This window comes from Acinetobacter sp. 161(2023) (genome assembly GCF_037027805.1).
In the GTDB taxonomy this organism is placed as follows: Bacteria; Pseudomonadota; Gammaproteobacteria; order Pseudomonadales; family Moraxellaceae; genus Acinetobacter.
The window spans coordinates 213823-236414 of sequence record NZ_JAZEYD010000003.1; the positions used below are offsets into that span (position 1 = coordinate 213823).

General features: G+C 37.7%; 20 protein-coding genes. 9 read left to right on the forward strand and 11 right to left on the reverse strand.

The features are described 5' to 3' along the window. Positions 1-95 precede the first annotated feature (95 nt). The 3 genes from WA249_RS04150 (at position 96) to WA249_RS04160 (ending at position 4451) form a co-directional block, all read left to right on the forward strand. Positions 96-1898 (forward strand): acyl-CoA dehydrogenase C-terminal domain-containing protein, encoded by a 1803-nt coding sequence (locus tag WA249_RS04150; protein ID WP_336166595.1) that lies wholly within the window; start codon positions 96-98, stop codon positions 1896-1898. A 167-nt stretch (positions 1899-2065) separates the two neighbouring features. Then, the gene (locus WA249_RS04155) at positions 2066-3847 is read left to right on the forward strand and encodes an acyl-CoA dehydrogenase C-terminal domain-containing protein (RefSeq protein ID WP_016137205.1); all 1782 of its coding nucleotides are present in this window, start codon (positions 2066-2068) and stop codon (positions 3845-3847) included. 121 nt (positions 3848-3968) lie between these two features. After that, positions 3969-4451, forward strand: coding sequence for a phosphate-starvation-inducible protein PsiE (locus WA249_RS04160; RefSeq protein WP_336166596.1), 483 nt, complete (start codon positions 3969-3971; stop codon positions 4449-4451). A gap of 47 nt (positions 4452-4498) precedes the next feature. On the opposite strand, the gene WA249_RS04165 is transcribed toward WA249_RS04160, so the two are convergent. After that, positions 4499-4870, reverse strand: a complete 372-nt coding sequence (locus WA249_RS04165) for an RcnB family protein (RefSeq protein ID WP_336166597.1) — start codon at positions 4868-4870, stop codon at positions 4499-4501. Positions 4871-5033: 163 nt separating this feature from the next. On the opposite strand from WA249_RS04165, the gene WA249_RS04170 reads away from it, so the two are divergent. Next, positions 5034-5480 carry a hypothetical protein gene (locus WA249_RS04170; protein ID WP_133971791.1) on the forward strand — a complete coding sequence of 149 codons (447 nt, stop codon included), beginning with the start codon at positions 5034-5036 and terminating at the stop codon, positions 5478-5480. A 272-nt stretch (positions 5481-5752) separates the two neighbouring features. Here the strand turns inward: WA249_RS04170 and WA249_RS04175 are convergent, their stop codons facing one another. Further along, entirely contained in the window at positions 5753-7216 is a 1464-nt protein-coding gene (locus WA249_RS04175; RefSeq protein WP_336166598.1) for a phospholipase D family protein, read from the reverse strand. Positions 7217-7290: 74 nt separating this feature from the next. After that, on the reverse strand, positions 7291-9303 hold the full coding sequence (znuD, locus tag WA249_RS04180; RefSeq protein ID WP_336166599.1) for a zinc piracy TonB-dependent receptor ZnuD: 2013 nt from the start codon (positions 9301-9303) through the stop codon (positions 7291-7293). Positions 9304-9427: 124 nt separating this feature from the next. Between znuD and WA249_RS04185 the strand changes: the two genes are divergently transcribed. After that, positions 9428-10192, forward strand: coding sequence for a DUF4184 family protein (locus tag WA249_RS04185; protein WP_336166600.1), 765 nt, complete (start codon positions 9428-9430; stop codon positions 10190-10192). A 171-nt stretch (positions 10193-10363) separates the two neighbouring features. Then, positions 10364-12148 (forward strand): aspartate--tRNA ligase, encoded by a 1785-nt coding sequence (gene aspS / locus WA249_RS04190; RefSeq protein ID WP_017392427.1) that lies wholly within the window; start codon positions 10364-10366, stop codon positions 12146-12148. Positions 12149-12214: 66 nt separating this feature from the next. Here the strand turns inward: aspS and WA249_RS04195 are convergent, their stop codons facing one another. Continuing rightward, the gene (locus tag WA249_RS04195; protein WP_336166601.1) at positions 12215-13243 is read right to left on the reverse strand and encodes a stealth conserved region 3 domain-containing protein; all 1029 of its coding nucleotides are present in this window, start codon (positions 13241-13243) and stop codon (positions 12215-12217) included. 201 nt (positions 13244-13444) lie between these two features. On the opposite strand from WA249_RS04195, the gene WA249_RS04200 reads away from it, so the two are divergent. Further along, the gene (locus WA249_RS04200) at positions 13445-13663 is read left to right on the forward strand and encodes a hypothetical protein (RefSeq protein WP_004789113.1); all 219 of its coding nucleotides are present in this window, start codon (positions 13445-13447) and stop codon (positions 13661-13663) included. 39 nt (positions 13664-13702) lie between these two features. Here WA249_RS04200 and WA249_RS04205 read toward each other — a convergent pair whose 3' ends face one another. Further along, positions 13703-14632 (reverse strand): lipooligosaccharide outer core biosynthesis glycosyltransferase GtrOC6, encoded by a 930-nt coding sequence (locus WA249_RS04205; RefSeq protein ID WP_336166602.1) that lies wholly within the window; start codon positions 14630-14632, stop codon positions 13703-13705. Positions 14633-14661: 29 nt separating this feature from the next. Continuing rightward, positions 14662-15417 (reverse strand): glycosyltransferase family 25 protein, encoded by a 756-nt coding sequence (locus WA249_RS04210; RefSeq protein ID WP_252611871.1) that lies wholly within the window; start codon positions 15415-15417, stop codon positions 14662-14664. Positions 15418-15485: 68 nt separating this feature from the next. Between WA249_RS04210 and ghy the strand changes: the two genes are divergently transcribed. Beyond that, complete coding sequence (gene ghy, locus WA249_RS04215; protein WP_336166603.1) at positions 15486-16376, forward strand: glycosyl hydrolase Ghy; 891 nt, start codon at positions 15486-15488, stop codon at positions 16374-16376. On the opposite strand, the gene WA249_RS04220 is transcribed toward ghy, so the two are convergent. Genes WA249_RS04220 through WA249_RS04235 form a run of 4 tightly spaced genes read right to left on the reverse strand, consistent with a single transcriptional unit; the run spans position 16373 to position 19960 of the window. Then, on the reverse strand, positions 16373-17407 hold the full coding sequence (locus WA249_RS04220; RefSeq protein ID WP_336166604.1) for a glycosyltransferase: 1035 nt from the start codon (positions 17405-17407) through the stop codon (positions 16373-16375). The two genes, ghy and WA249_RS04220, sit on opposite strands and share 4 nt — an antisense overlap. Before the next feature lie 11 nt (positions 17408-17418). Then, complete coding sequence (locus WA249_RS04225; RefSeq protein ID WP_336166605.1) at positions 17419-18183, reverse strand: glycosyltransferase family 2 protein; 765 nt, start codon at positions 18181-18183, stop codon at positions 17419-17421. Further along, entirely contained in the window at positions 18180-18935 is a 756-nt protein-coding gene (locus WA249_RS04230) for a polysaccharide deacetylase family protein (RefSeq protein ID WP_336166606.1), read from the reverse strand. Before WA249_RS04230 ends, WA249_RS04225 begins: the two co-directional genes overlap by 4 nt. Further along, positions 18932-19960 (reverse strand): glycosyltransferase, encoded by a 1029-nt coding sequence (locus tag WA249_RS04235; protein WP_336166607.1) that lies wholly within the window; start codon positions 19958-19960, stop codon positions 18932-18934. The genes WA249_RS04230 and WA249_RS04235 overlap by 4 nt, the downstream gene beginning before the upstream one ends. Positions 19961-20085: 125 nt before the next feature. On the opposite strand from WA249_RS04235, the gene WA249_RS04240 reads away from it, so the two are divergent. Beyond that, positions 20086-21660, forward strand: a complete 1575-nt coding sequence (locus tag WA249_RS04240; RefSeq protein WP_336166608.1) for a phosphoethanolamine transferase — start codon at positions 20086-20088, stop codon at positions 21658-21660. Here WA249_RS04240 and WA249_RS04245 read toward each other — a convergent pair. Next, a complete protein-coding gene (locus WA249_RS04245; RefSeq protein WP_336166609.1) occupies positions 21645-22529 on the reverse strand; it encodes a mitochondrial fission ELM1 family protein in 885 nt (294 codons plus the stop codon). The two genes, WA249_RS04240 and WA249_RS04245, sit on opposite strands and share 16 nt — an antisense overlap. Positions 22530-22592 lie beyond the last annotated feature (63 nt).

Consider the following 22592-nt stretch of genomic DNA (forward strand, 5'->3'; position numbering starts at 1 on the left):
AGTTGTTGCACGATGTAATAGTCCAAGGTGCCTCATGGCACATTATCATAGATTAAGATTATAACTCTGGTTTCACCAGTATTGAGGAACCCGATATGCCACAATACAAAGCGCCCTTACGTGATATGCAATTCGTTTTGCATGAATTATTAAATGCTGAAGAACACTATGCAAAATTACCTGATTTCCAAGGTAACGTAAGCCGTGAATTGGTTGATCAATATTTAGAAGCTGCGGCAGACTTTTGTGAAAATGAACTTTCTCCTTTAAACCAAGTTGGCGACCGTGAAGGTTGTACTTGGAATGATGGCGTAGTTACCACTCCAACAGGCTTTAAAGAAGCTTATCAAAAATATATTGAACTTGGCTTTCCGTCTTTATCAGCAGAAGAACAATACGGTGGTCAGGCTTTACCTAACTCTTTAGGTATTGCAATTTCTGAAATGGTTGGTACAGCAAACTGGTCTTGGGGTATGTACCCTGGCTTGTCTCACGGAGCTGTACGTACATTAGAACATCATGGTTCTGATGAACAAAAAAATACTTACTTACCAAACCTTGTTTCAGGTGTTTGGACGGGTACGATGTGCTTAACTGAATCTCATGCAGGTTCGGACTTAGGTATTATCCGCTCTAAAGCAGAACCAAATGCTGACGGTAGCTATGCAATTTCTGGCGAGAAAATCTTTATCTCTGCTGGTGAACATGACATGGCTGAGAACATCATCCATATCGTTCTTGCTCGTTTACCAGGTGCACCGAAAGGTACTAAAGGTATTTCATTATTCATCGTTCCTAAATTCCATGTAAATGCAGATGGAACTGTGGGCGAGCGTAATGCGGTTCGTTGTGGTTCTATCGAACACAAAATGGGTATTCATGGTAACGCGACTTGTGTCATTAACTTTGACCAAGCTAAAGGTTATTTGATCGGACCTGAAAACCGTGGTTTGAACTGTATGTTCACCTTCATGAACACAGCACGTATTGGTACTGCGGTTCAAGGTTTAGCAGCATCTGAATCATCTTTCCAAGGTGCGTTAACTTACGCAAAAGAACGTTTAGCAATGCGTTCGCTTTCTGGTCCTAAAGCTCCAGAAAAAGATGCAGATCCGATTATCGTTCACCCTGCTGTACGTAATATGCTTTTAACTCAAAAAGCATTTGCTGAAGGCGGTCGTGCACTTGTTTACTTACTTGCTCAATACGCTGACATCGTTGAAAAAGGTGAAACAGAAGAAGAGCGTAAGTTTGCTGACAACATCTTGTCTTTATTGACTCCAATTGCAAAAGCATTCTTAACTGAAACTGGTTCTGAGTCTGCTAAGCACGGTGTACAAGTCTTTGGTGGCCATGGTTTCATCTCTGAGCATGGCATGGAGCAAATCGTACGTGATACACGTATTTCATGTTTGTATGAAGGTACAACCGAAATTCAGGCACTTGATTTGTTAGGTCGTAAAGTATTGCAAACTCAAGGTGCAATGCTGAAAGACTTTACCAAAATGGTTCACAAATTTGTTGAAGCAAATAAAGACAACGCTGCCATGAAAGAATTTGTTGAGCCGCTTGCAGCTCTTAACAAAGAATGGGGCGATCTCACCATGCAAATTGGTATGCGCGCAATGCAAAACCCAGATGAAGTAGGTGCTGCTGCTGTAGATTACCTCTACTTCTCAGGTTACATTACTTTAGCGTACCTATGGGCGCGTATGGCACTTGTTGCACAAGAGAAATTAGCAGAAGGTACTACCGATGTTAATTTCTACAACGCAAAAGTAACCACTGCTCGCTTCTACTTCAAGAAAATCTTGCCACGCGTACGTTCTCATGTAGACGTGATTGCAGGTGGTGTAGATCCATTAATGTCATTAGATGCTGAACATTTCGCTTTCTAACCATAGTTAGTTGCGATATGCAATGTTAAAAAACAAAAAAGGACTGCTCAGTTTTGACGGTCCTTTTTTTATAAAATCAATGATAAATTTACACTTTAAATTCCATATCCATTTCGTTTAACAGGATATCTAGCACAGGCCAATGTGCACAAAAAAGGTGAACGATTATGCCAATTTACAATGCTCCTTTAGCTGATATGAAATTCATCTTAAATGATGTATTCAAAGCAGAACAATTTTGGCAGTCTAATGAGAAACTCGCTCATGTAGATGCTGCAACTGCTGAAGCAATTTTAGAAGAAATGGCTAAATTTGCTCAGAACGTGACTCATCCATTAAACCGTACTGGTGATGAAGAAGGCGCTCGCTATGAAAACGGCGAGGTGTTCACACCAGCTGGTTTTAAAGATGCATTTCGTCAATATGCAGAAGGTGGTTGGATTGGCTTAGGTGCCGATGAAGAATGGGGCGGTCAAGGCATGCCAAAAATGCTCACCGTTCTTTCAGATGAAATGTTATTTGCAACTAACCCATCATTTATGCTCTACCCGCTTCTTTCTGTGGGTGCAGGCATGGCTTTAAGCAGCTATGCATCTCAAGAACAAAAAGAAACTTACTTACCTAAGATTTATTCAGGCGAATGGTCAGGCACTATGTGTTTGACAGAACCACATGCAGGTACTGACTTAGGTATTATCAAAACTAAAGCTGAACCTAATGAAGATGGTACTTATAACATCACAGGTACTAAAATCTTTATCACTGGCGGTGACAATGATTTAGCAGAAAACATTATTCATTTGGTACTTGCTAAAACTCCAGATGCGCCTGCTGGTTCACGCGGTATTTCTTTGTTCATCGTACCAAAGTATTTGGTGAACGAAGATGGCTCATTAGGTGAACGCAACCTCGTTGGCCCAGGTTCTATCGAACACAAAATGGGGATTAAAGCATCTGCAACTTGTGTGATGAACTTTGATGCAGCAAAAGGTTACCTCGTTGGTAAAGAAAACGAAGGTCTTGCTGCCATGTTTGTGATGATGAACTACGAACGTTTATCTATGGGTATCCAAGGTTTAGGCGCGTCTGAATTTGCTTATCAAAATGCAGCGCAATATGCGACCGACCGCTTACAAGGTCGTAGTGCAGCTGGTGTTCAATCACCCAATAAACCTGCTGACAGCATTTTAGTCCACGGTGATGTGCGTCGTATGTTGTTAAACGTACGTGCAAACAATGAAGCATCACGTGCTTTTGCAGTCTATGTTGGTCAACAGCTCGATATCACTAAATTCTCAACTGATGCAGAAGCAGTGAAAAAAGCCAATAATCGCGTTGCGCTTTTAACGCCGATTGCTAAAGCTTATCTCACAGATACAGCATTCCAAGCAACTTTAGATGCTCAAATGGTGTTCGGTGGTCACGGTTATATTCGTGAATGGGGTATGGAACAATGTATCCGTGATCTTCGTATTGCTCAAATCTACGAAGGAACGAACGGCGTTCAATCTCAAGATTTAATTGGTCGTAAAACCATTAAATGTGGCGGTGCGTTCATTGCTGAATACATCACTGAAATTCGTGACTTTGCAAATGACTTAGACACCGATTTGAACTTCATTAAAGATGCAACTTTAGATGCTGCAACTGAAATCGAAGCAATCACTCAGTTTATTATTGAACAAGCTGCTGAAAACGTAGACTTCCCGAATGCTGCTGCTGTTGATTATTTGCATGCAGTTGGCTTGCTCAGCTTTGCGTATATGTTTGCGAAAATTGCAGCGGCAGCAAAAGATAAGTCTGGTGACTTCTATCAAAACAAACTTGCTTTAGCTCAATACTTTGCTGATCGTATCTTGCCAGATATTGATGCGCGTATTGCTAAAATTAAAGCTGGTTCTGACTTAATTATGGGCTTCAGTGAAGACTACTTCACGAATCAAGCTTAATATTTTAAATCTAAGAAAACGCCTGAATATTCAGGCGTTTTTTTATTTTGTATTTACTATTTCTATTGGCATAAAATTTGTTTATTTTCTAAGCATACTCATATCAAAAAAAGATCTTACTATGCCTGATCCTCAAAAATACGAGCGAATACTTGACCGTTTTGGTCATTACGCCGTTGAAGCTTTCCACTATTTAGCCCTGTTTATTATTGGATGTATGGTGGCTTGGTCTGCAGCTAATACTGTTTTTGAAATTTTGACCATCAAGAAGTATGCTTCTATTGATGACATTCTATTATTATTTATTTACTTAGAACTTGGAGCAATGGTTGGAATTTACTTTAAAACGAATCATATGCCTGTACGCTTTCTTATTTATGTTGCAATTACAGCATTAACCCGCCTACTCATTTCAGATATCCAACATGACCATAAAGCAGATATGGACCAAGTCATTATTACCGGCTCAATTCTTATTTTAGCTCTGTCTATCTTGGTTGTTCGTTTTGCATCTTGGAATTATCCTTCAGTGATGAAAGAAAAACATGCAAAAACACCAACAACCTTAAAACCCCCTCAGCCTCAAGATGATGAATTAGCATAAAAAAAGGCCTCAATATTGAGGCCTTTTATATATTCTATATTTCAAAATTAACGAACACGATAAACTTGGTGGTGTGAATCAACTAACAAATATTGATTCGGTGTCTTCACCCAGTGATATCCACGTGGTGGCTCATATAAACGATGTGCACGCCAGTCCGAAACAAAATAACGATTATCACGGTATTCTACAGGCATACGATCACCACGTTTAAATGCTGCATATCTATCATAATGTTTGCCACGGTCCGAATTTGACCAACCAGGTGCTCTATGATCATCACGGTGGTCGTAACGCTGTTCATAATGTCGATTATCTCTACCGTGATAATCATCCCAGCGATTATTTGAATCCGCCATCGCAGTAGCAGATATACCTAACATTAAAGTTGAAAGTACAAGAACGATTGGCTTTTTCATGGTGTATCTCTTTTGTCTTGATATAGAGCTAGATTAAAAGAGAGTCAAGGAGAAACCATGAATAAAACAGCTTTGATTGATATTGTTTGTAATGACTATAAAGAAAATATGAAGAATCTGTATCTGTGCTACCATTACCATTTTTCAAACTAGGTCAATTGCTGTGTCTGAAATCAGTTTTGAACGTCTTCATCAATTTTTTTGCAAAGTTCCAACCGTACAAGAAGCCCGTATCATGGCTCATGGAGCAGATGGCGAACATGCTTGGTGGTTTAAGTTCAGCATTGATGTGGAACATCCGCTGGCATGGCAAACAGTTCAAGAATTAGGACATGTTTTAAACTACCTATCGACAAATGAACGTTTACCGACTTTATTCTTCCCTGTTTCTCCACCGCCTTATATGAATGGTGAAGCAAAAGATTTTTTATCGTGGATTATTCAGTGTAATCATCCTGAATTTAGCCCAGATGTGGTCTGTGACTGGCTTGAGGCACGTTTACCAAATCCTGTAGATGATGAGTCGCAATGGAAAATTAAGACTGATTTGAGTGAATTGGAAAAGTTAGATGATAAGACTTTGGATCAGTTGATTCCTCCAGCGCCTTAAATCGGCCTTATGGCACAGCCTTTACTTACAGTGATGTTCTAATGTCTTTTGTATAGGCTAATGCCTCACTTTTGAGAGGTCAAAAGTGACAAAAACCTTTGTTTCACTGATGTTGCTTCCCTGCAACACAGTGAAACGGCGACATCCATGTCGCCAATCACTTTGCCAATTTTGTACAAAATTCTGGCAACGAATAAGTTGCAAGTTTAGAAGCAAACTAATTAAGACTCCGTCGTGAACATATAGCCTCAACGTTTATATAAAAAATAGAATTAGAAAGTCGACAACCCTGACCATTCCATAAAACGATAAATCCAATACTTCACTTTAGACTCATCTGCATACTTCGCGTAATCCACGCTCATCTGTTTATCTTGTAGGTTTGACCACGAGGTATTGAAGTAATCTTGCGCATCTTTAAAAACTTGATCTTGAACATTACCCACAACCAACATATCTGTTTCAAGGTTGTAATTTTTTAAATTACGAGCAGTGAAATTAGCAGATCCCACAATTAATTCAGCGTGTTGGGCGTTATATTTCAAAATCATTTTGCTATGGTTTTGCTCACCATGTGTGTCACACCAACGGATTGGAATTCCCGCAGCATGTAACTCTGAGGCAACCTGACGGTTAGGAATACCATTCTTTTGTCGGCCAAACGCATCTTTATTTGGATCAAGCAAAACTCGAACAATAACACCTCTTTCTTGAGCGCTTTTTAGAGCTTGAATAATCTTACGTTCAGATAAATAGAACATACTTAAATCAAGATGCTCTTTAGGCTTAGCCGAGTTAATCAATTTCAGTACAGATTGATAAATCGCCCCTTCAGTTAACACCTGAACTTGAGGTTTGGTTACGTCTTTTTCAAATTCACCTAAAATGAGCGATGGAGAGCTACTGCCTGACATTTGCGCAACGGCTGCTTCTGTCTGGAGAACATCAGTAGCTGTAGTTCCTGTTACAACTAATGCCACATTAGAGTGTCTAGAACTACCATCGTGTGGATTTGCTGAAGTCACCAGTGACTTCCAACCTGTATCAGTATCAACAACTAATGTCTTACGATGATTCGCCTTAAAGTTAAATAAGTTCAAATAGCTACGCAGTGTAATTTTTTCATCACCAAACGGATTTGGTAACCAGCCTTTTTCAGGATTGTTTCCAACACTCTGACAACAAATATACCAAAAACCTGACCAAAGTGGATTAGAAGCACGTAAAGGGCCTAAATTGGTTTCAATCACATCAACACCCGATTGACGTAACTGACGGTAATGTTCCGGGCTTAATCCACCATATACCGAGTTGATCGGATCAGTAATTAATACAATCTGAATTTGGCGATTTTGTCTTTTTTTACTTACCAATGCATTGGTTAACTCTTGCATGAGTGGTCTTTGCTTTATTTTTGAATCACCCACCTCTGAATTAAACAAAAACATATCCACCACAATTGTAGTTTTTGCCTCATCAATCATTCTCAAGATTTCATCAAAGATGTGCTGATCAACCTGTTGCTGTCCTTTTGCATCAAGGTAGGTTTTATCTGCTAAAAATTTAACATCGGCATGTCTAAGCTTGCCACTAAAGTTAATTCCTTGTGGCAATGGTTTTACTGTGTGGTAAATTGCTGATGCAAGATATGCAATAGCAACAACGCAAAGTAATATCGCCATATAACGACGCCCTGACCAATTTATTTTTTGATGAATTCGCTGAAAAATACGCATAAAAAAGACCTAACTTGATAGGTTCAAATTAGGTCTTTTAGCTTGATTTTTCAAGTTTAGTTTCGTGTTAGTCCTTAGAAACTAAAGTTCACCCCTACCGTAAAATTACGTCCGACTTGGGGAACATTTGCAAGGAAAGATTCATGTTGATAAATTTTGCTATCTAACAAGTTATTCGCATTTAGGAACACACGATAATCGCCAACGTTGCCATATTTTCCGTTATAACCAACACCTAAGTTCACCATGTTATAACTTTGTCCTTTGGTTTCATAATTAGCAATATCATCCTGTTTAAACACATGATAATACTCAGCAGAACCATCCCAACCATCGCCAAAATCTGCTTTGACTTTAGTACCTAAACGTCCACCAGGAATACGTGGCGCATTTTCATTATCAATTTTTCCGCGAACATAGTCACCAAATAACCCTAGATTATATACAGGTGAAATTTGATAACTTAAGTCAGCATCAACACCATAAAATTTCGCTGCATCTTGACTATATTGAATGAGGCGGAAGCCCTTGTATTCATCCAAAGTATTGGCATAAATGAAATTATCAAAACGGTTATGGAACACGCTTACGTTATATTTCAAGAGATCATTATCAAAGTGCAAACCCAACTCAACATTATTTGAGCGTTCTTTTTTCAGGTTATCATTACCCAATTCATAGGTATTGGTCGCCATATGAACACCGTCTGAATATAGCTCTTGAGCAAATGGCAAACGCTCTTGATGTGATGTTGTAAATGACAATTTGTATTGTGGAATAAATTCCCAGCTCGCTGTACCAGCAACCGAATATCCGGTACCCGTGTAATTTTTTTGATCTGACTCAATGTCGATGGTTTGATGATCAATACGTGAAGAAACTGCAAGATTGACGTTATTGATTTGTTTTTGTTGCAAACCAAATACGCTATAACGCTGGGTTTTACTTGGGTCCATGATGGACTCATCACCAACAATATTTAGTTTTTGTTGGGTATATTGCGCCCCAACTTGCCCTGTCCAACCAGCCCAAGCATTATTTTCTAATGTAACTCGGCTATCTATACCTTTGCTTTTAAAGGTTGTTCCAACATCACTGCCATGCATTTCTTCATGTTGATAATCGGTATAACTTGCTTGCGCTGCAATTTTAGCAAAACCTGCAAACGGGTCTTTTAACTCACCTTTTAAGTCATAACGCTTTTCTTTAAGATTAATCCATGAAGCATCATGTTCGTGATCATGCCCATGATCGGCTGATGGGTCACCAGTTCCACACACGAGATGCAAACCATCACGCCCACAAGAACTAAAAAGCTCATTATCAGCAGGAATACCATATTGATCGTGGCGCTGACTAAATGATGCACCGATAAACCCACGGTCCCCAATCCAAGACAGTCCAGCATTATAATTTTTAGAGTCGGCAAAAGTGCTATCCTGACGACGCTCATCTGTTTGTAAATCTTTAGGCAAGATATAGTCATTGGCATCGCGCTTTAAACCACCAACACGTAGCGCAACATGATCACCTAAACCAACTGTCGCCTGCCCTGAATAAAGTAACTCATCACTACCAGTGTTATAACGAACACCAGCTTTCCCTTGATAACCCTTGTCTGGCATGCTGGTTGGGATTTTGTCATCAACCACATTCACCAGTCCCCCAACTGAACCTGCACCATATAATAATGCTTCAGGACCATTTAAAATCTGAATATCTTGTGCAGAGTTTGGATCAACCGTAACTGCATGATCTGGCGATACAGATGAAACATCCATTACATCGCCACCATTTTGTACAATCTTGACTCGTGTACCATCTTGACCACGAATTACAGGACGACTCACCCCTCCTGTATATTGAGCTGAATAGACCCCTGCCTGACCATTTAAAGCATTACCAATACTGGTTGCCCCTTCTGCCAAAGACCTGTTGTTAGTTGGTGCTGTAGGTTCGGCTTTAATCTTAATTGTTGCCAATTCGGCAGGTTTCTCTTCCTTCGTATTTGTATCATCTGCTGCCATCACTTGCTGAATAGAAAATGATAATAAAGAGAGAACAAAAAGCTGTGTTTTGAGCTGCATAGTCAATGACCCATATTTTTTTGTTATATTATAACATTTCAACCTTTTTGCAATAAAAAACATTTCTGTTTAGATGATTCGTTAGACTGGTCAATTAAATGATGTGAGTAATTTTTGATTTCCAATGCCTTTTACAATTTCTCATGCAGTTATCGCCCCGCCCATTGCTAAATTAAGCCAAAACACTTTACCGATTGCTGCTTTGGCAATTGGGAGTATGACACCCGATCTTTACCGCTTATTTACAGTTCAGTCCAGCATGCTGACTCATCAATGGAAAGGTCTACTCTACCCAAACCTTGCATTAGGTTTATTGTTTTGTGTCATTTGGTATTTACTTTATCGGCCTGTTGTTTACCGTTTTTTTGGTATTCAGCATGATTTGAAATTAGACTCTTTTAAACGTTTTATCCAGTTTTTTATTGGAATTATATTCGCGCTCATTATCGGTATTGCCACTCATCTCATTTGGGATGGTCTTACCCACTCTGACTTTAGAACTTTTATATTCCAAGAATTTTTATCACAAACCGTTCATTTATTTGGTTATCCATATCCATTACATCGTCTTCTTCAACTCGGTTCCTCTGCTCTTGCATTACCGTTTTTAGGCTGGATGAGTATTCATTACTACCAAGGCCATAAACAACATTGGAAAGTAAGTACAAAAATTAAAATTTTTGCATGGTCTCTGTTTATTCTATCTACAGTCTTAGGCTTATTTTCATTTTGGGATTATGCCCGCTACATTCCCCATGAGGTTTGGCATGCTGATACCTATTATTTTACAGGCCGCTCTATTAATGAGTTTATGCAGGGTTGGTTAAGTAGCTTTAGCTTAGGATGCTTATTATTCTTGTTTTTAGATCGGCAACAAAGAATGGGATGAATCAGAAAATTTGCTGCCAAATTGCTCATTTTCAGGTTAATTTCTGCGGTTTTTTGATCTACTTCTTGTGACAAACCATGCAACAAGGCATAATCGAAAACTTATTTTTTTTGACGGTGCGCGGTTTACGCATCCGTCTTTTCAGCCAATATAGTTTGGATAATCTTCATTATGATGCGAACTCATTACTGTGGCTCTTTAACTGAAGCCCAAATCGACCAAACCGTTACACTATGCGGTTGGGTACATCGTCGCCGTGACCATGGCGGTGTTATTTTCCTTGATATGCGTGACCGTGATGGTCTCGTTCAAGTGGTTATTGACCCGGATACTCCAGAAGCATTTGCAACTGCAGATAAAGCACGTTCTGAATATGTATTAAAAATTACAGGTCGTGTTCGTCGCCGTTATGAAGGTACTGAAAATGCCAATATGGTGAGTGGTCAAATTGAAGTTTTGGGTAAAGACATCGAAGTTCTTGCCGCTTCAGAAACACCTCCATTCCCGTTAAATGATGAAAATACCAATATTTCTGAAGAAATTCGTTTGAAATATCGTTTCTTAGATATTCGTCGTCCTGAAATGTTGGATCGTTTACGCTTCCGTTCTAAATTGACCAATCTTATTCGTAACTATTTCGAAGATAATGGTTTCTTAGACGTTGAAACACCTATTTTGACACGTGCAACACCTGAAGGTGCGCGTGACTACTTAGTACCAAGTCGTGTACAAAATGGCAGTTTCTATGCACTTCCACAATCACCACAATTATTCAAACAATTGTTGATGGTGGGTGGTATTGATCGTTACTACCAAATCGCGAAATGTTTCCGTGACGAAGACTTACGTGCTGATCGTCAACCAGAATTTACTCAAATCGACGTTGAAACATCGTTCATGAGTGACGATGACATTATGGACTTAATGGAAGTCCTGACTGTGAAGATGTTCGATGAACTTCTTGGCGTTAAATTCGATAAATTCCAACGTATGACTTACGCAGATGCAATGCGTGACTATGCATCAGACAAACCTGATATGCGTATTCCGTTGAAACTCGTTGACGTTGCTGACTTAATGCAAGAAGTTGAGTTCAAAGTATTTGCTGGTCCTGCAAAAGATCCTAAAGGTCGTATTGTTGCCTTACGTGTTCCAGGCGCAGCATCATTGCCACGTAGTGCAATTGATGAATACACCAAATTCGTTGGCATCTATGGTGCAAAAGGTTTAGCTTACATCAAAGTTAATGAACTCGCTAAAGGAATTGAAGGTCTTCAATCTCCAATCGTGAAATTCATTGAACCGATCGTACTTGAACTATTGGCACGTGTTGGTGCGCAAGATGGCGATATCGTATTCTTCGGTGCTGATAAAGCTAAAGTTGTAAATGATGCAATGGGTGCTCTTCGTGTGAAGATTGGCCATGATTTGAATCTTTCAACTTGTGAGTGGGCTCCACTTTGGGTTGTTGACTTCCCAATGTTTGAAGAAACTGACGATGGCAAATGGACTTCTGTTCACCATCCATTCACTCTACCAAAATCAAGCGTAGAAGAAGTGAAGAGCAATCCAGGTGAAGCACTTTCTGTTGCTTACGACATGGTATTGAACGGTACTGAAGTTGGTGGTGGCTCTCTACGTATTTATACATTAGAAATGCAAAAAGCGATTTTTGAAGCGCTTGGTATTTCTGATGAAGAAGCAGAAGAGAAATTCAGCTTCCTACTTAACGCACTTCGTTACGGCGCTCCTCCTCACGGTGGTTTGGCATTTGGTCTTGACCGTTTAGTAATGTTAATGACTGGCGCGACTTCTATTCGTGATGTTATTGCATTCCCTAAAACGAAAACTGCTGAATGTCCACTTACTCAAGCTCCTGCTCCTGTTGAAGCAAATCAGCTTCGTGACTTGGGCATCCGCTTACGTGAAAAGCCAAAAGCTGAAGAATCTAAATAATTTTTTAGATTTTCAAATTAAAAAACCCTGCTTATGCAGGGTTTTTTATTAATTAATTTTCAAATTTTAATGAGATACTTCTTTTTCAAAACTTGAGAGCTTTTTAAATTTTTGATCAAAAATTTGAATAATTTCTGTTTTAAGCTTTTCAAAATCGACCACATGTTCATCGTCATTTAGACAAATTTGTGGAAGCCTTTCATTCTTAATAACATTATTAATTTCAGGAAGATTTTGTAGCCTTAAGTTAAAGTTTTGACCACGTTCAAATATATTTACAGGATAAAAACGGGATGAGCACAATTGCCACAACCGAAAAAGATACTGATTAACGTCTAAAGGCTGTCTAAATCGATGACTTGATACTTCTTTTAAATAAGCTTCTTCAATTTTCCAAACCTCTTCAAATACAGATTTCAAAAAAGGTTGAGGCAAATGAGTACTATAGAAACTTGAAAATTTTCGATTATATAAACTTAAGAAATTTCCCCAATTATTGCTCATAGAATAGCGATGATTAAAAAGAGCATAAGGATTGTTTTTAAACAATTTTCTTTTATCAAAATGTTTATTGATAATCGCAACATCAGTTAGAGCAACCGCACCTAGAAAGTTTTCCTCACCTACGACCATAAGTGGCTGCAAACGTACACCATCACAAGGTAAACCATTTTTAAAGAAAAACTCAGGCTCTAAAGGCCTATTGATAAAGGTATCATCATTAAAATAAACGAAATGCTCTGCTAATCCCTCAATTTTATGAATATTAATTTCGATAGCATGTGAGTTAAATGTCGGTAAACAGTTTGATTCCATGATTTGATCGTGTGTGACCAAATTCAATTTAGGATGATTTTTGACTAAAAATTCAGGAAAATGCCCACAAGTGACTAAATGAATTTTTCGTACCCAAGGACAAAATTTCTCAACAGATCTAAACCAGTAATGAAGATTATTCCAGTCACGATAACGGCACTCATTAACGAGTTCAGTCATCTGTAAATTTGCTTCTTTAGATTTATAATATATGTATTGTTGCTGCCATTTAGTATCAGTTGAGTCTACCCAAATCAGTACAAAATCAATAGGCTGCATTAGTCTCCCCAAGCCAAAATCAACAAGGTAATGAAAGTATTAGTAAACAAAAGGGATTTTACTATCGATTAATGTTAATAAAAATTCACAATTCATTCATATTTTTATTTTTTCTAAATAATTTCGTTAATTCATACTCTATTGAGATGAAAGTGGGCAAATGGCATAATATCACTACTTTTTCTCCCTTGGTGATTCATTATGGCAATGCGCCCTGATGTACGTCGACATGCTTTAATCGTAATTGTATTCTCTCTTGCGCAATGGTTTTTCATGCGCTATATCCTTGCAAATGAATTATTTAACATCACTACAAATCAACGTATTCTTTATTTCTGCGTAAGTAGCTTAGCAGGTGCATTGCTTATTTTTGTTGCGCTGATTTATATGGTTTTAAAAGGAAATGCGGATAAAAATTAATATCCGCTTTCCCTCATCAAATTTAGATAATCCTAAAATTTATTTCCCAATATAGTTATCGCATAACTGTATCAATTCCGGATGTCTATCATGCTGATGGACAATAGGAATGATCTTTTGATTACGATTGATAATAAGACCTTGGTCATTAATCGTAATTTGATCTATTGGATACAATCCAAGAGTTACAATAATAGACTCAAATGGCTGACAGCGAGTTACATCAGCTAAATTATTGGTAATTAATAGTTTATTGTGCATTGCCTGATCATAGATTCTTTCAGACATTTTTTGATATGGCTGTTTGCAGAACTCTTCAATCATTTTATTGATATAGACTTTAATCGAGTTCATATCCCCAATTGTGACGCCTGAGCACGAAACCGGCTCATCTTTTGCACTATTATAAAAACCATCTCCATATGCATCGATAATCCATTTTTGATTATATTGCTCAGTACCTATCGTATAATCTGGATTTTCCATACCTACGAAGAGCCCTCTGCCGAGGTCCTTAAACGGATTATCCTGAAAAAAAACATCTCGCACATCGCTGAGAAGCACATGTGAAGCATCAGGATGACTTTCTACAACTTCTTTATATTCAAAAAAGCGACTCACATGCGGATAGCCTGTGATTTTAAGGGCTTTTATTTTTGAATCAGGAACTGCTTCATTAACAGTTAATCCAATAATTTTTTTAAGAATATTTTTTATAAACTTAAACTTATAAATACCTGAGTATTTTGACTTTGATTTAAATTTCCCAATAGTTGAAACTTTAAATTCAATTTTAAAATTTTTGATATCTGAAAATGCATTAACAAACTCTGGCATTTGCTCTTTATAGATAATTAAAGTCAAAATGCCATCAAAGTCTGTCTTTTCCAAAGAATATACAAAAGAAGAAATGAGATCAGCACTGTACCCAGTTGCTGACCCGATAATAATATTTTTTTGCTTAGTCATAAAATTAGTAAGAAAATCTAAAAAAACGACTAAATTATATATTTATTAAGTATATATTTCTTTAGTTTAACTCTTAGGTAACGTAACAAATCACCATCATCTTGTGAAATAGGTGTAATTAAACTTCTTTCCTTTTCTAAATAACTTAACGCATCATTATTTTCGATGATTGGGTGGTCGAATAAAAAGCTGACATAAAAACTGAAATCACCTCGTCCAACAAGGTCTTGCCAGTGATCATAAATTTTTATCGGCTGATGATAATCAACCAACATTTGTGCCATTTTACGATCTACAACATAGGCATACGCATACGCTAGTTTTTCGAGATAGTCGTAATCAACTTTTAGAATTTTTTGGTTATACAACTCTTCGGGTAAAAACTTTCCTCGAACACGATTGCATATTTTCATTTGAATACCGCCCAAGCTTAGGAAAAAGCACGGACCTAGATTCAAAGAACTAATATGTTTTTCTAAGTCTTGGAAATCAATTTCAAAACGTTCGATCACATCATCTTCAAAAATAATTGCATATTCTTCATCGGAGTTTAAAAAATCTTTTAGTGCAGCAATATGAGACATGGCACAACCAAGCTCGCCAGGCGTCATCGGTTTTTTCTTGCCTGCTACACCTTGTTGAAAATATTCACTGACGCTTAAATTTTTACCGATTACCCCAAACTGCTTAAATTCATCGCGATATTTGTAAAATGTTGCTTGAGAGTACAACTTTTTTAAACGTTCACTATTAGCAGATTCAATACTGATTAAATATTTTTTCATTTCATTCAAATGTTAAAATGAGTCAGGGATAGTCTATCTAATTATAGTTATATCGAGTGTAAAATTTAATGCTAAATCGCCTGATTCAAAAAAAATGGTACAAATACCAACAAGCAAAAAAAGCAAAATCTTTTGACTCTCATTGGTATATGCGTTTTGGCTGGTTAGAACAACCATTTACAACACTTGAGCAATTAGATTCTCTCTTTGAGATCCACTCCCCTAAAAAGTTTACATTTGCAGATAGCTTTTATGCTTATGAAAATGGTCGTCATTTCATTTTTTTTGAAGAAGTTGATGACAAACATCCTGTGGGTTTTCTTTCAGTCTTGGAGGTTTTTAAAGATGGCACCTACACACCACCTGAGACTATTTTAAAACTCGACTATCACCTTTCTTATCCTTGTATATTTAAAGTAAAAGATACTTGGTACATGATTCCAGAGACCTCTGCCAACAAAACGATTGAGCTTTGGAAATGCGCTGAATTTCCACTGAAATGGGAAAAGCATTCGAATCTTATTGAAAATATCGAAGCAGTCGACAGCACACCTTTTTATCATGAAGGCTTATGGTATCTTTTTACTTCAACGCGGCGTGATTGTAAGAAATTTGGTGATCGTTTAGATCTATTCTTTACCGAAGATATTTTAAATCCGAACTGGCAAGAGCACCCAATGAACCCAGTGTGCCGAGGCAGTCAGCAGTTTCGTATGGCGGGTAAACCTTTTATTTATAAAGGCCAACTGGTTCGACCAAGCCAAGATTCTTTAAAACGTTATGGCGGCAATATCGAATTAAAGGCAATTACTCAGCTTAGCCCGACAGCTTACGAAGAAAAGTTACTAGAAGTGGTTTTGCCAGACTGGAATCAGGCTGATGATGGTTGCCATACCATTAATGTCGAAGATAACTTCGTGGTACTTGATGCCATCCGCCTTACGCCAAAAAATAATTAAGTTTTCAGCAGGCCTTTATAAATATTAAGCGTCTGCTCAGCCATGGCTGGTACAGTCAGTTCAGCCTTGGCTTTTGCATATAAAGGTCTAAAGTCTTTTTGAGCCTCAGGTTGAAGCGCACATTTAATCGCTTTTGCTAAACCTTGCGCATCTCCAATTTGTGACAGATATTGCTCTGGCAACCACTCAATCACACCGTTCACTTTGGTTGAAGCCATTGCTTTATCAGCCTGTAAAGCTTCGACCATAACAAGTGGAAAACCTTCACGATCTGATGACAAAACCACGATATCTGCTAATTGCACCAGATCTCGAGCATCCGTTCTAAACCCAAGAAAAGCGACCCGATCTTGCATGTTTAATTCACTGACTTGTTTTTCTATACTTGCTCGAAGTGAACCATCACCAATAATCCATAAATTGGCATCAATCTGTTGCATCGACTCAATCAGTAAACTGATATTTTTTACTGGCTCTAGACGTCCAATACACATAACAACTTTTTTGCTTGTGTCTAGCTCAGCAAAATCTTTTTGAATCGATTGAAGTAACTTTTCTTTATTTTCAATTGTAAGTACGGGTTGAGGATAGACCCCATTATAAACCACATGTGCTTTAGACTCAGGCATGCCTTGCGTGAGTGCTTGGCTCACGGCAATAACCGCATCACCGGCTAAATAAGCAGATTTATTCTTTTTAGTACCATGTACTGTTGTCACAAATTTTGGGCCAGATAAAAATGGCTTGATGCGGGCAATCAGCTCAGCTGCCTTTCCTGCTTGTGCATGAACAATAGCGGGCTGAATTTGCTGAATGAGATTTTTAAGTTGCCAGAGTAAAAAAATATTCCAACGGCTACGTGCAAAATCAACCGTATGAAAATGTACTTGTTGGCTAAATTTGTCTAGATAGCAAGGATGTGCAATCACATGTACTTCATGGTTTAAAGCAAGCTCATTAACAAGATTAAAAGTGTGCTGCTCTAAACCACCTATTCCACCACTAGTCGCCAATACCTGAACAATTTTCATAGCTTGCCTACTTATTTTTTATCTTTATTCATGGTCTGTTCAAATAGTTTCGCTTCTTTTAAAAAAGCATAAAACGCATTAATCATACTATTTACGAAACCACGCCAACCATTTAAGAAACTACGGCGAATAAAATAAGACTTCATAAAAGTCACTGGCATCACCAAAACCAATTTTGCAACACTTGGAGACTTTCCTTTTTGGAATTTCTCTAATGCTTTTAGGTTGGAATACTGGTTATTTTTTTCGACTTTAACGAAAATGCTCGACTCGCCATAATGATAAATATCATGTTGAGCGCGCTGAGACTCACCATCCACAATCACATTTTCATGGACTTTATTGGCAAGATCATAATGCCCTTTAGACTTGCGAAAAAAACGCACCTTTGCATGTTTTTTAGTATGTTTGCTGTTGGGAACACCTAAAAACACATCATTAATCGGTGTGATTAATGCATCAAGTTGGTTCAGTTGAATAGTCTCAACAATTTCTTGTTTTAACTCGTTAGATAAGACTTCATCGCCATCTAAATTGAGTACCCAATCATTTCTGCATTTTGCTAAAGCCAAACTTTTTTGCCCAGCATAACCTTGCCAATCTTGATGAGAAATCTGCGTATTTTCAAAATGCTGTGCAATTTCATAAGTATTATCAGTACTGCCAGAGTCTAAAATAATAACTTCATCAAACTCACTTACACTTTGCAAAGTTCGCTCTAACCAAGCGCCACAATTTAAAGTGACAATATAGACACTACATGGAATTTTATTCATAACTTATAACGTCCTTTAGCAAGGGCGATACGCATCTGTAAAGCATTCATGGCACCATGCGTGCTGACACGTGGAATATTAAATTGATTAACAGCTTCGTAAGCTTCGATTTTTTTACGAGTCGATACGGCGTTTTTAAAGCCAATCTCTTGAGCCATTTTCTGGTGTTTTTCGTTAAATCGACCAAATGGATAAGCAAAGCTCGGGCACTTTCCAACTAATGCTTCAACATCTTGCTTAGACTGAAGCATTTCATCGTAAGCAGTTTGATCATCAAGTTTAAGTAAGTTCACATGATGTTGTGTGTGTGCACCAAATTCAATCAAACCAGAATTCGCCATTTCATGGATTTGCTCATGAGTTAACTTTTCAATTCCTTCAATTTGCGTTGCCAAATAAATGGTTGCCTTTGCATTATATTTTTTAAGTAATGGATAGGCATAAAGATAATTATCCATAAAGCCATCATCAAAACTTAAAGCAACGACATTTTTTTGATTACGATATTGTTCAAGCTCAGAGACAAAACAGAAGATAGCCCCTTTACGTGTCAACAACTGTAAGAGTTGTTCAAACTTTTCAGGAGGCATGTTCATACCAGAAGCTGCATCTTTAGGGGTAACCTGATGTAGCATCACAATGCGTGGTAGTTTTTTCGAACGAAACGGAAGCCAGAAAGTATAATTACCCAACACATATAACAGTGCAGCAAGTGCTAGTAGGCCTACCGCAACGTACAAAAACCACATCATGCATAAACCTCATGTGACCATTCATAATCTTCTGAAAGGGGCTGCTTAAATGTCACTTCAACCATAAATTGGGTGATGCGTTTAGCATTGAAAGACCTACGCGTTTTCTCCCAACCCTCTTTCGCTATTTTTTCAGCCTGATCTGGGTTTTGATCAAAGAATTGGATCTTCTTGGCCAAGTCAAACTGATCATCAAAGTAAACCACTTCCTGTTCGGTGTAGAGCTTCTCAAATCCCGGAATTCTTGGGCTAAAAGTCAATAAACCATTACCGGTCAGTTGTACAATACGGTCAGAACTATACAGAGTTACATCATTACGGCGTGAGTAATTAAGTCCCATTTTTGTTTCAGATAGAACTTTATAATACGCTTTACCGTAAACACCTAGTTGCTCAAAACAACCATAATATTGATAGTTCACATGGCCTTTTTGCAATGCATCTGCTAAATCCTTTAAGAACTTCTCACGCTCAGGTTCTTTATAGACTACGCCACAAAAAATAAAGGTCTTATCTGTGTTAACGTTTGAAAATTGCTGTAGTGTTTCTACATTACGATGACCCACATTTGGCAGATAGGCTACACTTAAATGCGGCTGTTTTAATTTTTGTAGATATTCGCCACCAGTTGTACAGAAAATAGCATCCAAATACGGCGAGAATGCTTTAACAAAGTCGAGTTTGCTTTCGAGATAAAGCGGATCAACATACCAAAATGCAATTTTAGTATTTGGATAAGATTCCTTAATCTGTCTGAGAACATCTGGACTCATTAAATCACTATGCCCGATGAGTACCAAATCAGGTTCAATGTTATTAACGACTTTTAAGACTTCTTTATTGGCCCAATTGGCACCCAGTTTTTTTGTTTTAAAAATGGTACCCATTCGAGCCATATCACGAAAACTAAAATCATAAACGAAATGGCCATTTTCAATTAATCCGGCAGAAATTTTACGGTCTGTGCAGTAAAAATGCGCGCCTTGTTTATTAAAGCCAAAATTTGCGATATGCAATATTTTCATTCTAAACTCTACAATTCCATCAATTCTGGAGATCAATCGAAATATTATATCATGCCTTATTTTATGTAGACCCTGTTATCAAAATATAGGATGATATCGCGCTTTTACACTTGGAATAGCTTGACGTGATTTTTCGACTCAAGACAGGAAAGCTATGGTTCTTTCTTTATTGCTTTATGCTCCTTGTTCCATCGTGCATTATTTCTGGTGATGGCTTTTTCAAGGCTTTGTATCCGCTTATTTTTTTCGTTTTTTTAATTTATCATTACCGCCGTTTTTTCTGGTTTAGCTTACCTATTTATCTCTTAAGCCCTTTTGCACTTTATTACGAAATTACTTATAACGCTCCAACTGAAATTTCAGTATGGCTCACAATTCTGGGAAGCTCTACGACTGAAGGTAAAGTTTATTTATCGACATTAGATTTTCCTTTAGCAATTGGTTTGATTATTGCGTATATCATTCCTCTAGTTTTCTTTTATTATTTTATTCCAAATCAAAGACTAAAAACCCCAATATGGTTACGTATTTTAGCCTTATGTCTTATTTTTTCACCCATTCAACGCTACTTTAAAGCACCTGACCCTGATCAAGGGTTTCTAAATATATATCGTCATTTTAAACAATCTTATCCTTTAAATTTACTTCTTGGTTTACCTGCAGCGAGCCTTGAGGTAGAGCGTGTAAAAGACTTCATCGCAACACAAAATAAGATTGAATGCACGCAAGTCAAGGAAACTCGTCCTACCACTACGGTACTGGTTATTGGTGAAAGTGCACGTCGTGACCGTTTAAGTTTATTTGGCTATGCAAAAAACAATACGACACCTTATCTGGCAAAATACAAACAAGATTTATGGTTATTTAATAATGCGATTTCAGGTTCTTATATGACCAGTAAGTCTGTACCCGCTTTATTAACAGGAAAGCTAAACGGTACTGATAATTTAAGCCCTTCTGTTGTAAATGCTTTCAATGCAGCAGGCTACAAAACTTATTGGTTTAGTGCTCAATCTCAATATGGAGAATATGATTCTCTTGTTTCAGCCTATGCTTCTTCTGCTCAAGAAGCCCATTTTTTGACGCAACACTCATATTCAGCATCACTAGAAACTCATTACGACGAAGAGCTACTTAAATCACTTGACCGAGCATTAGCAGAGAAAACACCACATAAATTCATCGTGTTGCATCTCTATGGTTCACATGCAGATTTTACGAAACGCTATCCACCGCAATTTAATAAATTTAAAGATACTTACGACAATACCGTACTTTATACGGACTACCTGCTCAATGAAGTCATTCAAAAATTAAAAGCAACCAATGTAGATGCCAATTTAGTTTATACATCTGACCATGGACTGAATCTTGGAGAATGTAAAGAAAATAGCTCACTGCATTTAGATATGAAAAATAATTTTGATGTTCCTTTAATTATGTGGAGTTCAAACTCATGGAAACAACACAATCCACAGATGGCTAGCATTCTTTCGCAAGAACAAAGTAGCGCAATTAGCTCAATTAATATATTACCTACACTCTTAGATATGAGAGGTATTCACTGTAAAAACATTTCTCAAGAGAAATCGTTATTTAATTCAAAATACAAAACATATCCAAGAGAAGTTTTAGCAACATCAGAAAAGGTCGACTATGATACAGGTCACGATGATAGCCAATGTCATTTAGTTAACTGATTTACAACCCGATTTGCTTCTTGCAAGACCTGTCCTTCAGGAAGCAAATTTATATCAGATACATTTGCTATAAAATTTTTCTCTAGTAACACGTCAACCGAATTTGTAATACGATCTTGTTTGAGCCTGTCCATGGCAATCACACCGACTCGACAACCAGCAGTAAGCGCCTCATACACCATAGAAACACTATCTTCTGTTACCCATACTGCTTCTGCCTTTTGCATTTCTTCAAAAATCCAGCCTTGAGGCGTTTGATCAACCGGGCATATCTGCAAATGCTTGGCAAAGCTTTGTTGTTTTAAAATATCTATAAAATCTGTGGGAGTCCGGCGTGAAGTCGTCAGAATAATTTCAGAGTCTGCATTATTCTCAACAATTTTTTGAACACTGCTTATTACTTTATTTTGGTTCCATTGATGTCGTTTAGATGAGCCACCTAGGGCTATTAAAACTCTGGCTGCTTGATGGCGATTTTCATTACGAATTGGATTGAGTGCACCACGTGTAACAATAACGCGATCATTTGCAGGAATACCATCGTGCTCTGGAATCACAGCATAGTCAAACCAAGCAATAGGTAAATTTGGCTTCATTAAGATAACTGTCTTCGCCTTTTTGAAAATTTTACCTAACAACCAGACACGAAAGTGCGTATGGCTACCGACTCCAAATATAAAATCGGGCGCTTGTTGAAATAAAGAGTGCTTTGAAGAGAAAAGTGTTTTGATTAAAGAGCCTATAGGCAAGTCATGAATCGAAACTTCCTCAAAAGTTGCATTTGCCTGCTGTCTTTGCATTGCCTGAAACAAACCTAAAGCTTGTGAACGATGCCCTGCTTTACCATCAGAGACATAGACAATATGCATAAAAGCTCCCTAACCAAAAAATAAAAAGGCGAAACCAATGTTCGCCTTTTCATGTTAACGGAT

What these genes read in the sequence shown, in the direction of transcription:
- WA249_RS04150 (WP_336166595.1), top strand. Translation starts at nt 96, where the DNA reads ATGCCACAATACAAAGCGCCCTTACGTGATATGCAATTCGTTTTGCAT.
- WA249_RS04155 (WP_016137205.1), top strand. Translation starts at nt 2,066, where the DNA reads ATGCCAATTTACAATGCTCCTTTAGCTGATATGAAATTCATCTTAAAT.
- WA249_RS04160 (WP_336166596.1), top strand. Translation starts at nt 3,969, where the DNA reads ATGCCTGATCCTCAAAAATACGAGCGAATACTTGACCGTTTTGGTCAT.
- WA249_RS04165 (WP_336166597.1), bottom strand. Translation starts at nt 4,870, where the DNA reads ATGAAAAAGCCAATCGTTCTTGTACTTTCAACTTTAATGTTAGGTATA.
- WA249_RS04175 (WP_336166598.1), bottom strand. Translation starts at nt 7,216, where the DNA reads ATGCGTATTTTTCAGCGAATTCATCAAAAAATAAATTGGTCAGGGCGT.
- znuD (WP_336166599.1), bottom strand. Translation starts at nt 9,303, where the DNA reads ATGCAGCTCAAAACACAGCTTTTTGTTCTCTCTTTATTATCATTTTCT.
- WA249_RS04185 (WP_336166600.1), top strand. Translation starts at nt 9,428, where the DNA reads ATGCCTTTTACAATTTCTCATGCAGTTATCGCCCCGCCCATTGCTAAA.
- aspS (WP_017392427.1), top strand. Translation starts at nt 10,364, where the DNA reads ATGATGCGAACTCATTACTGTGGCTCTTTAACTGAAGCCCAAATCGAC.
- WA249_RS04195 (WP_336166601.1), bottom strand. Translation starts at nt 13,243, where the DNA reads ATGCAGCCTATTGATTTTGTACTGATTTGGGTAGACTCAACTGATACT.
- WA249_RS04200 (WP_004789113.1), top strand. Translation starts at nt 13,445, where the DNA reads ATGGCAATGCGCCCTGATGTACGTCGACATGCTTTAATCGTAATTGTA.
- WA249_RS04205 (WP_336166602.1), bottom strand. Translation starts at nt 14,632, where the DNA reads ATGACTAAGCAAAAAAATATTATTATCGGGTCAGCAACTGGGTACAGT.
- WA249_RS04210 (WP_252611871.1), bottom strand. Translation starts at nt 15,417, where the DNA reads ATGAAAAAATATTTAATCAGTATTGAATCTGCTAATAGTGAACGTTTA.
- ghy (WP_336166603.1), top strand. Translation starts at nt 15,486, where the DNA reads ATGCTAAATCGCCTGATTCAAAAAAAATGGTACAAATACCAACAAGCA.
- WA249_RS04220 (WP_336166604.1), bottom strand. Translation starts at nt 17,407, where the DNA reads ATGAAAATTGTTCAGGTATTGGCGACTAGTGGTGGAATAGGTGGTTTA.
- WA249_RS04225 (WP_336166605.1), bottom strand. Translation starts at nt 18,183, where the DNA reads ATGAATAAAATTCCATGTAGTGTCTATATTGTCACTTTAAATTGTGGC.
- WA249_RS04230 (WP_336166606.1), bottom strand. Translation starts at nt 18,935, where the DNA reads ATGATGTGGTTTTTGTACGTTGCGGTAGGCCTACTAGCACTTGCTGCA.
- WA249_RS04235 (WP_336166607.1), bottom strand. Translation starts at nt 19,960, where the DNA reads ATGAAAATATTGCATATCGCAAATTTTGGCTTTAATAAACAAGGCGCG.
- WA249_RS04245 (WP_336166609.1), bottom strand. Translation starts at nt 22,529, where the DNA reads ATGCATATTGTCTATGTCTCTGATGGTAAAGCAGGGCATCGTTCACAA.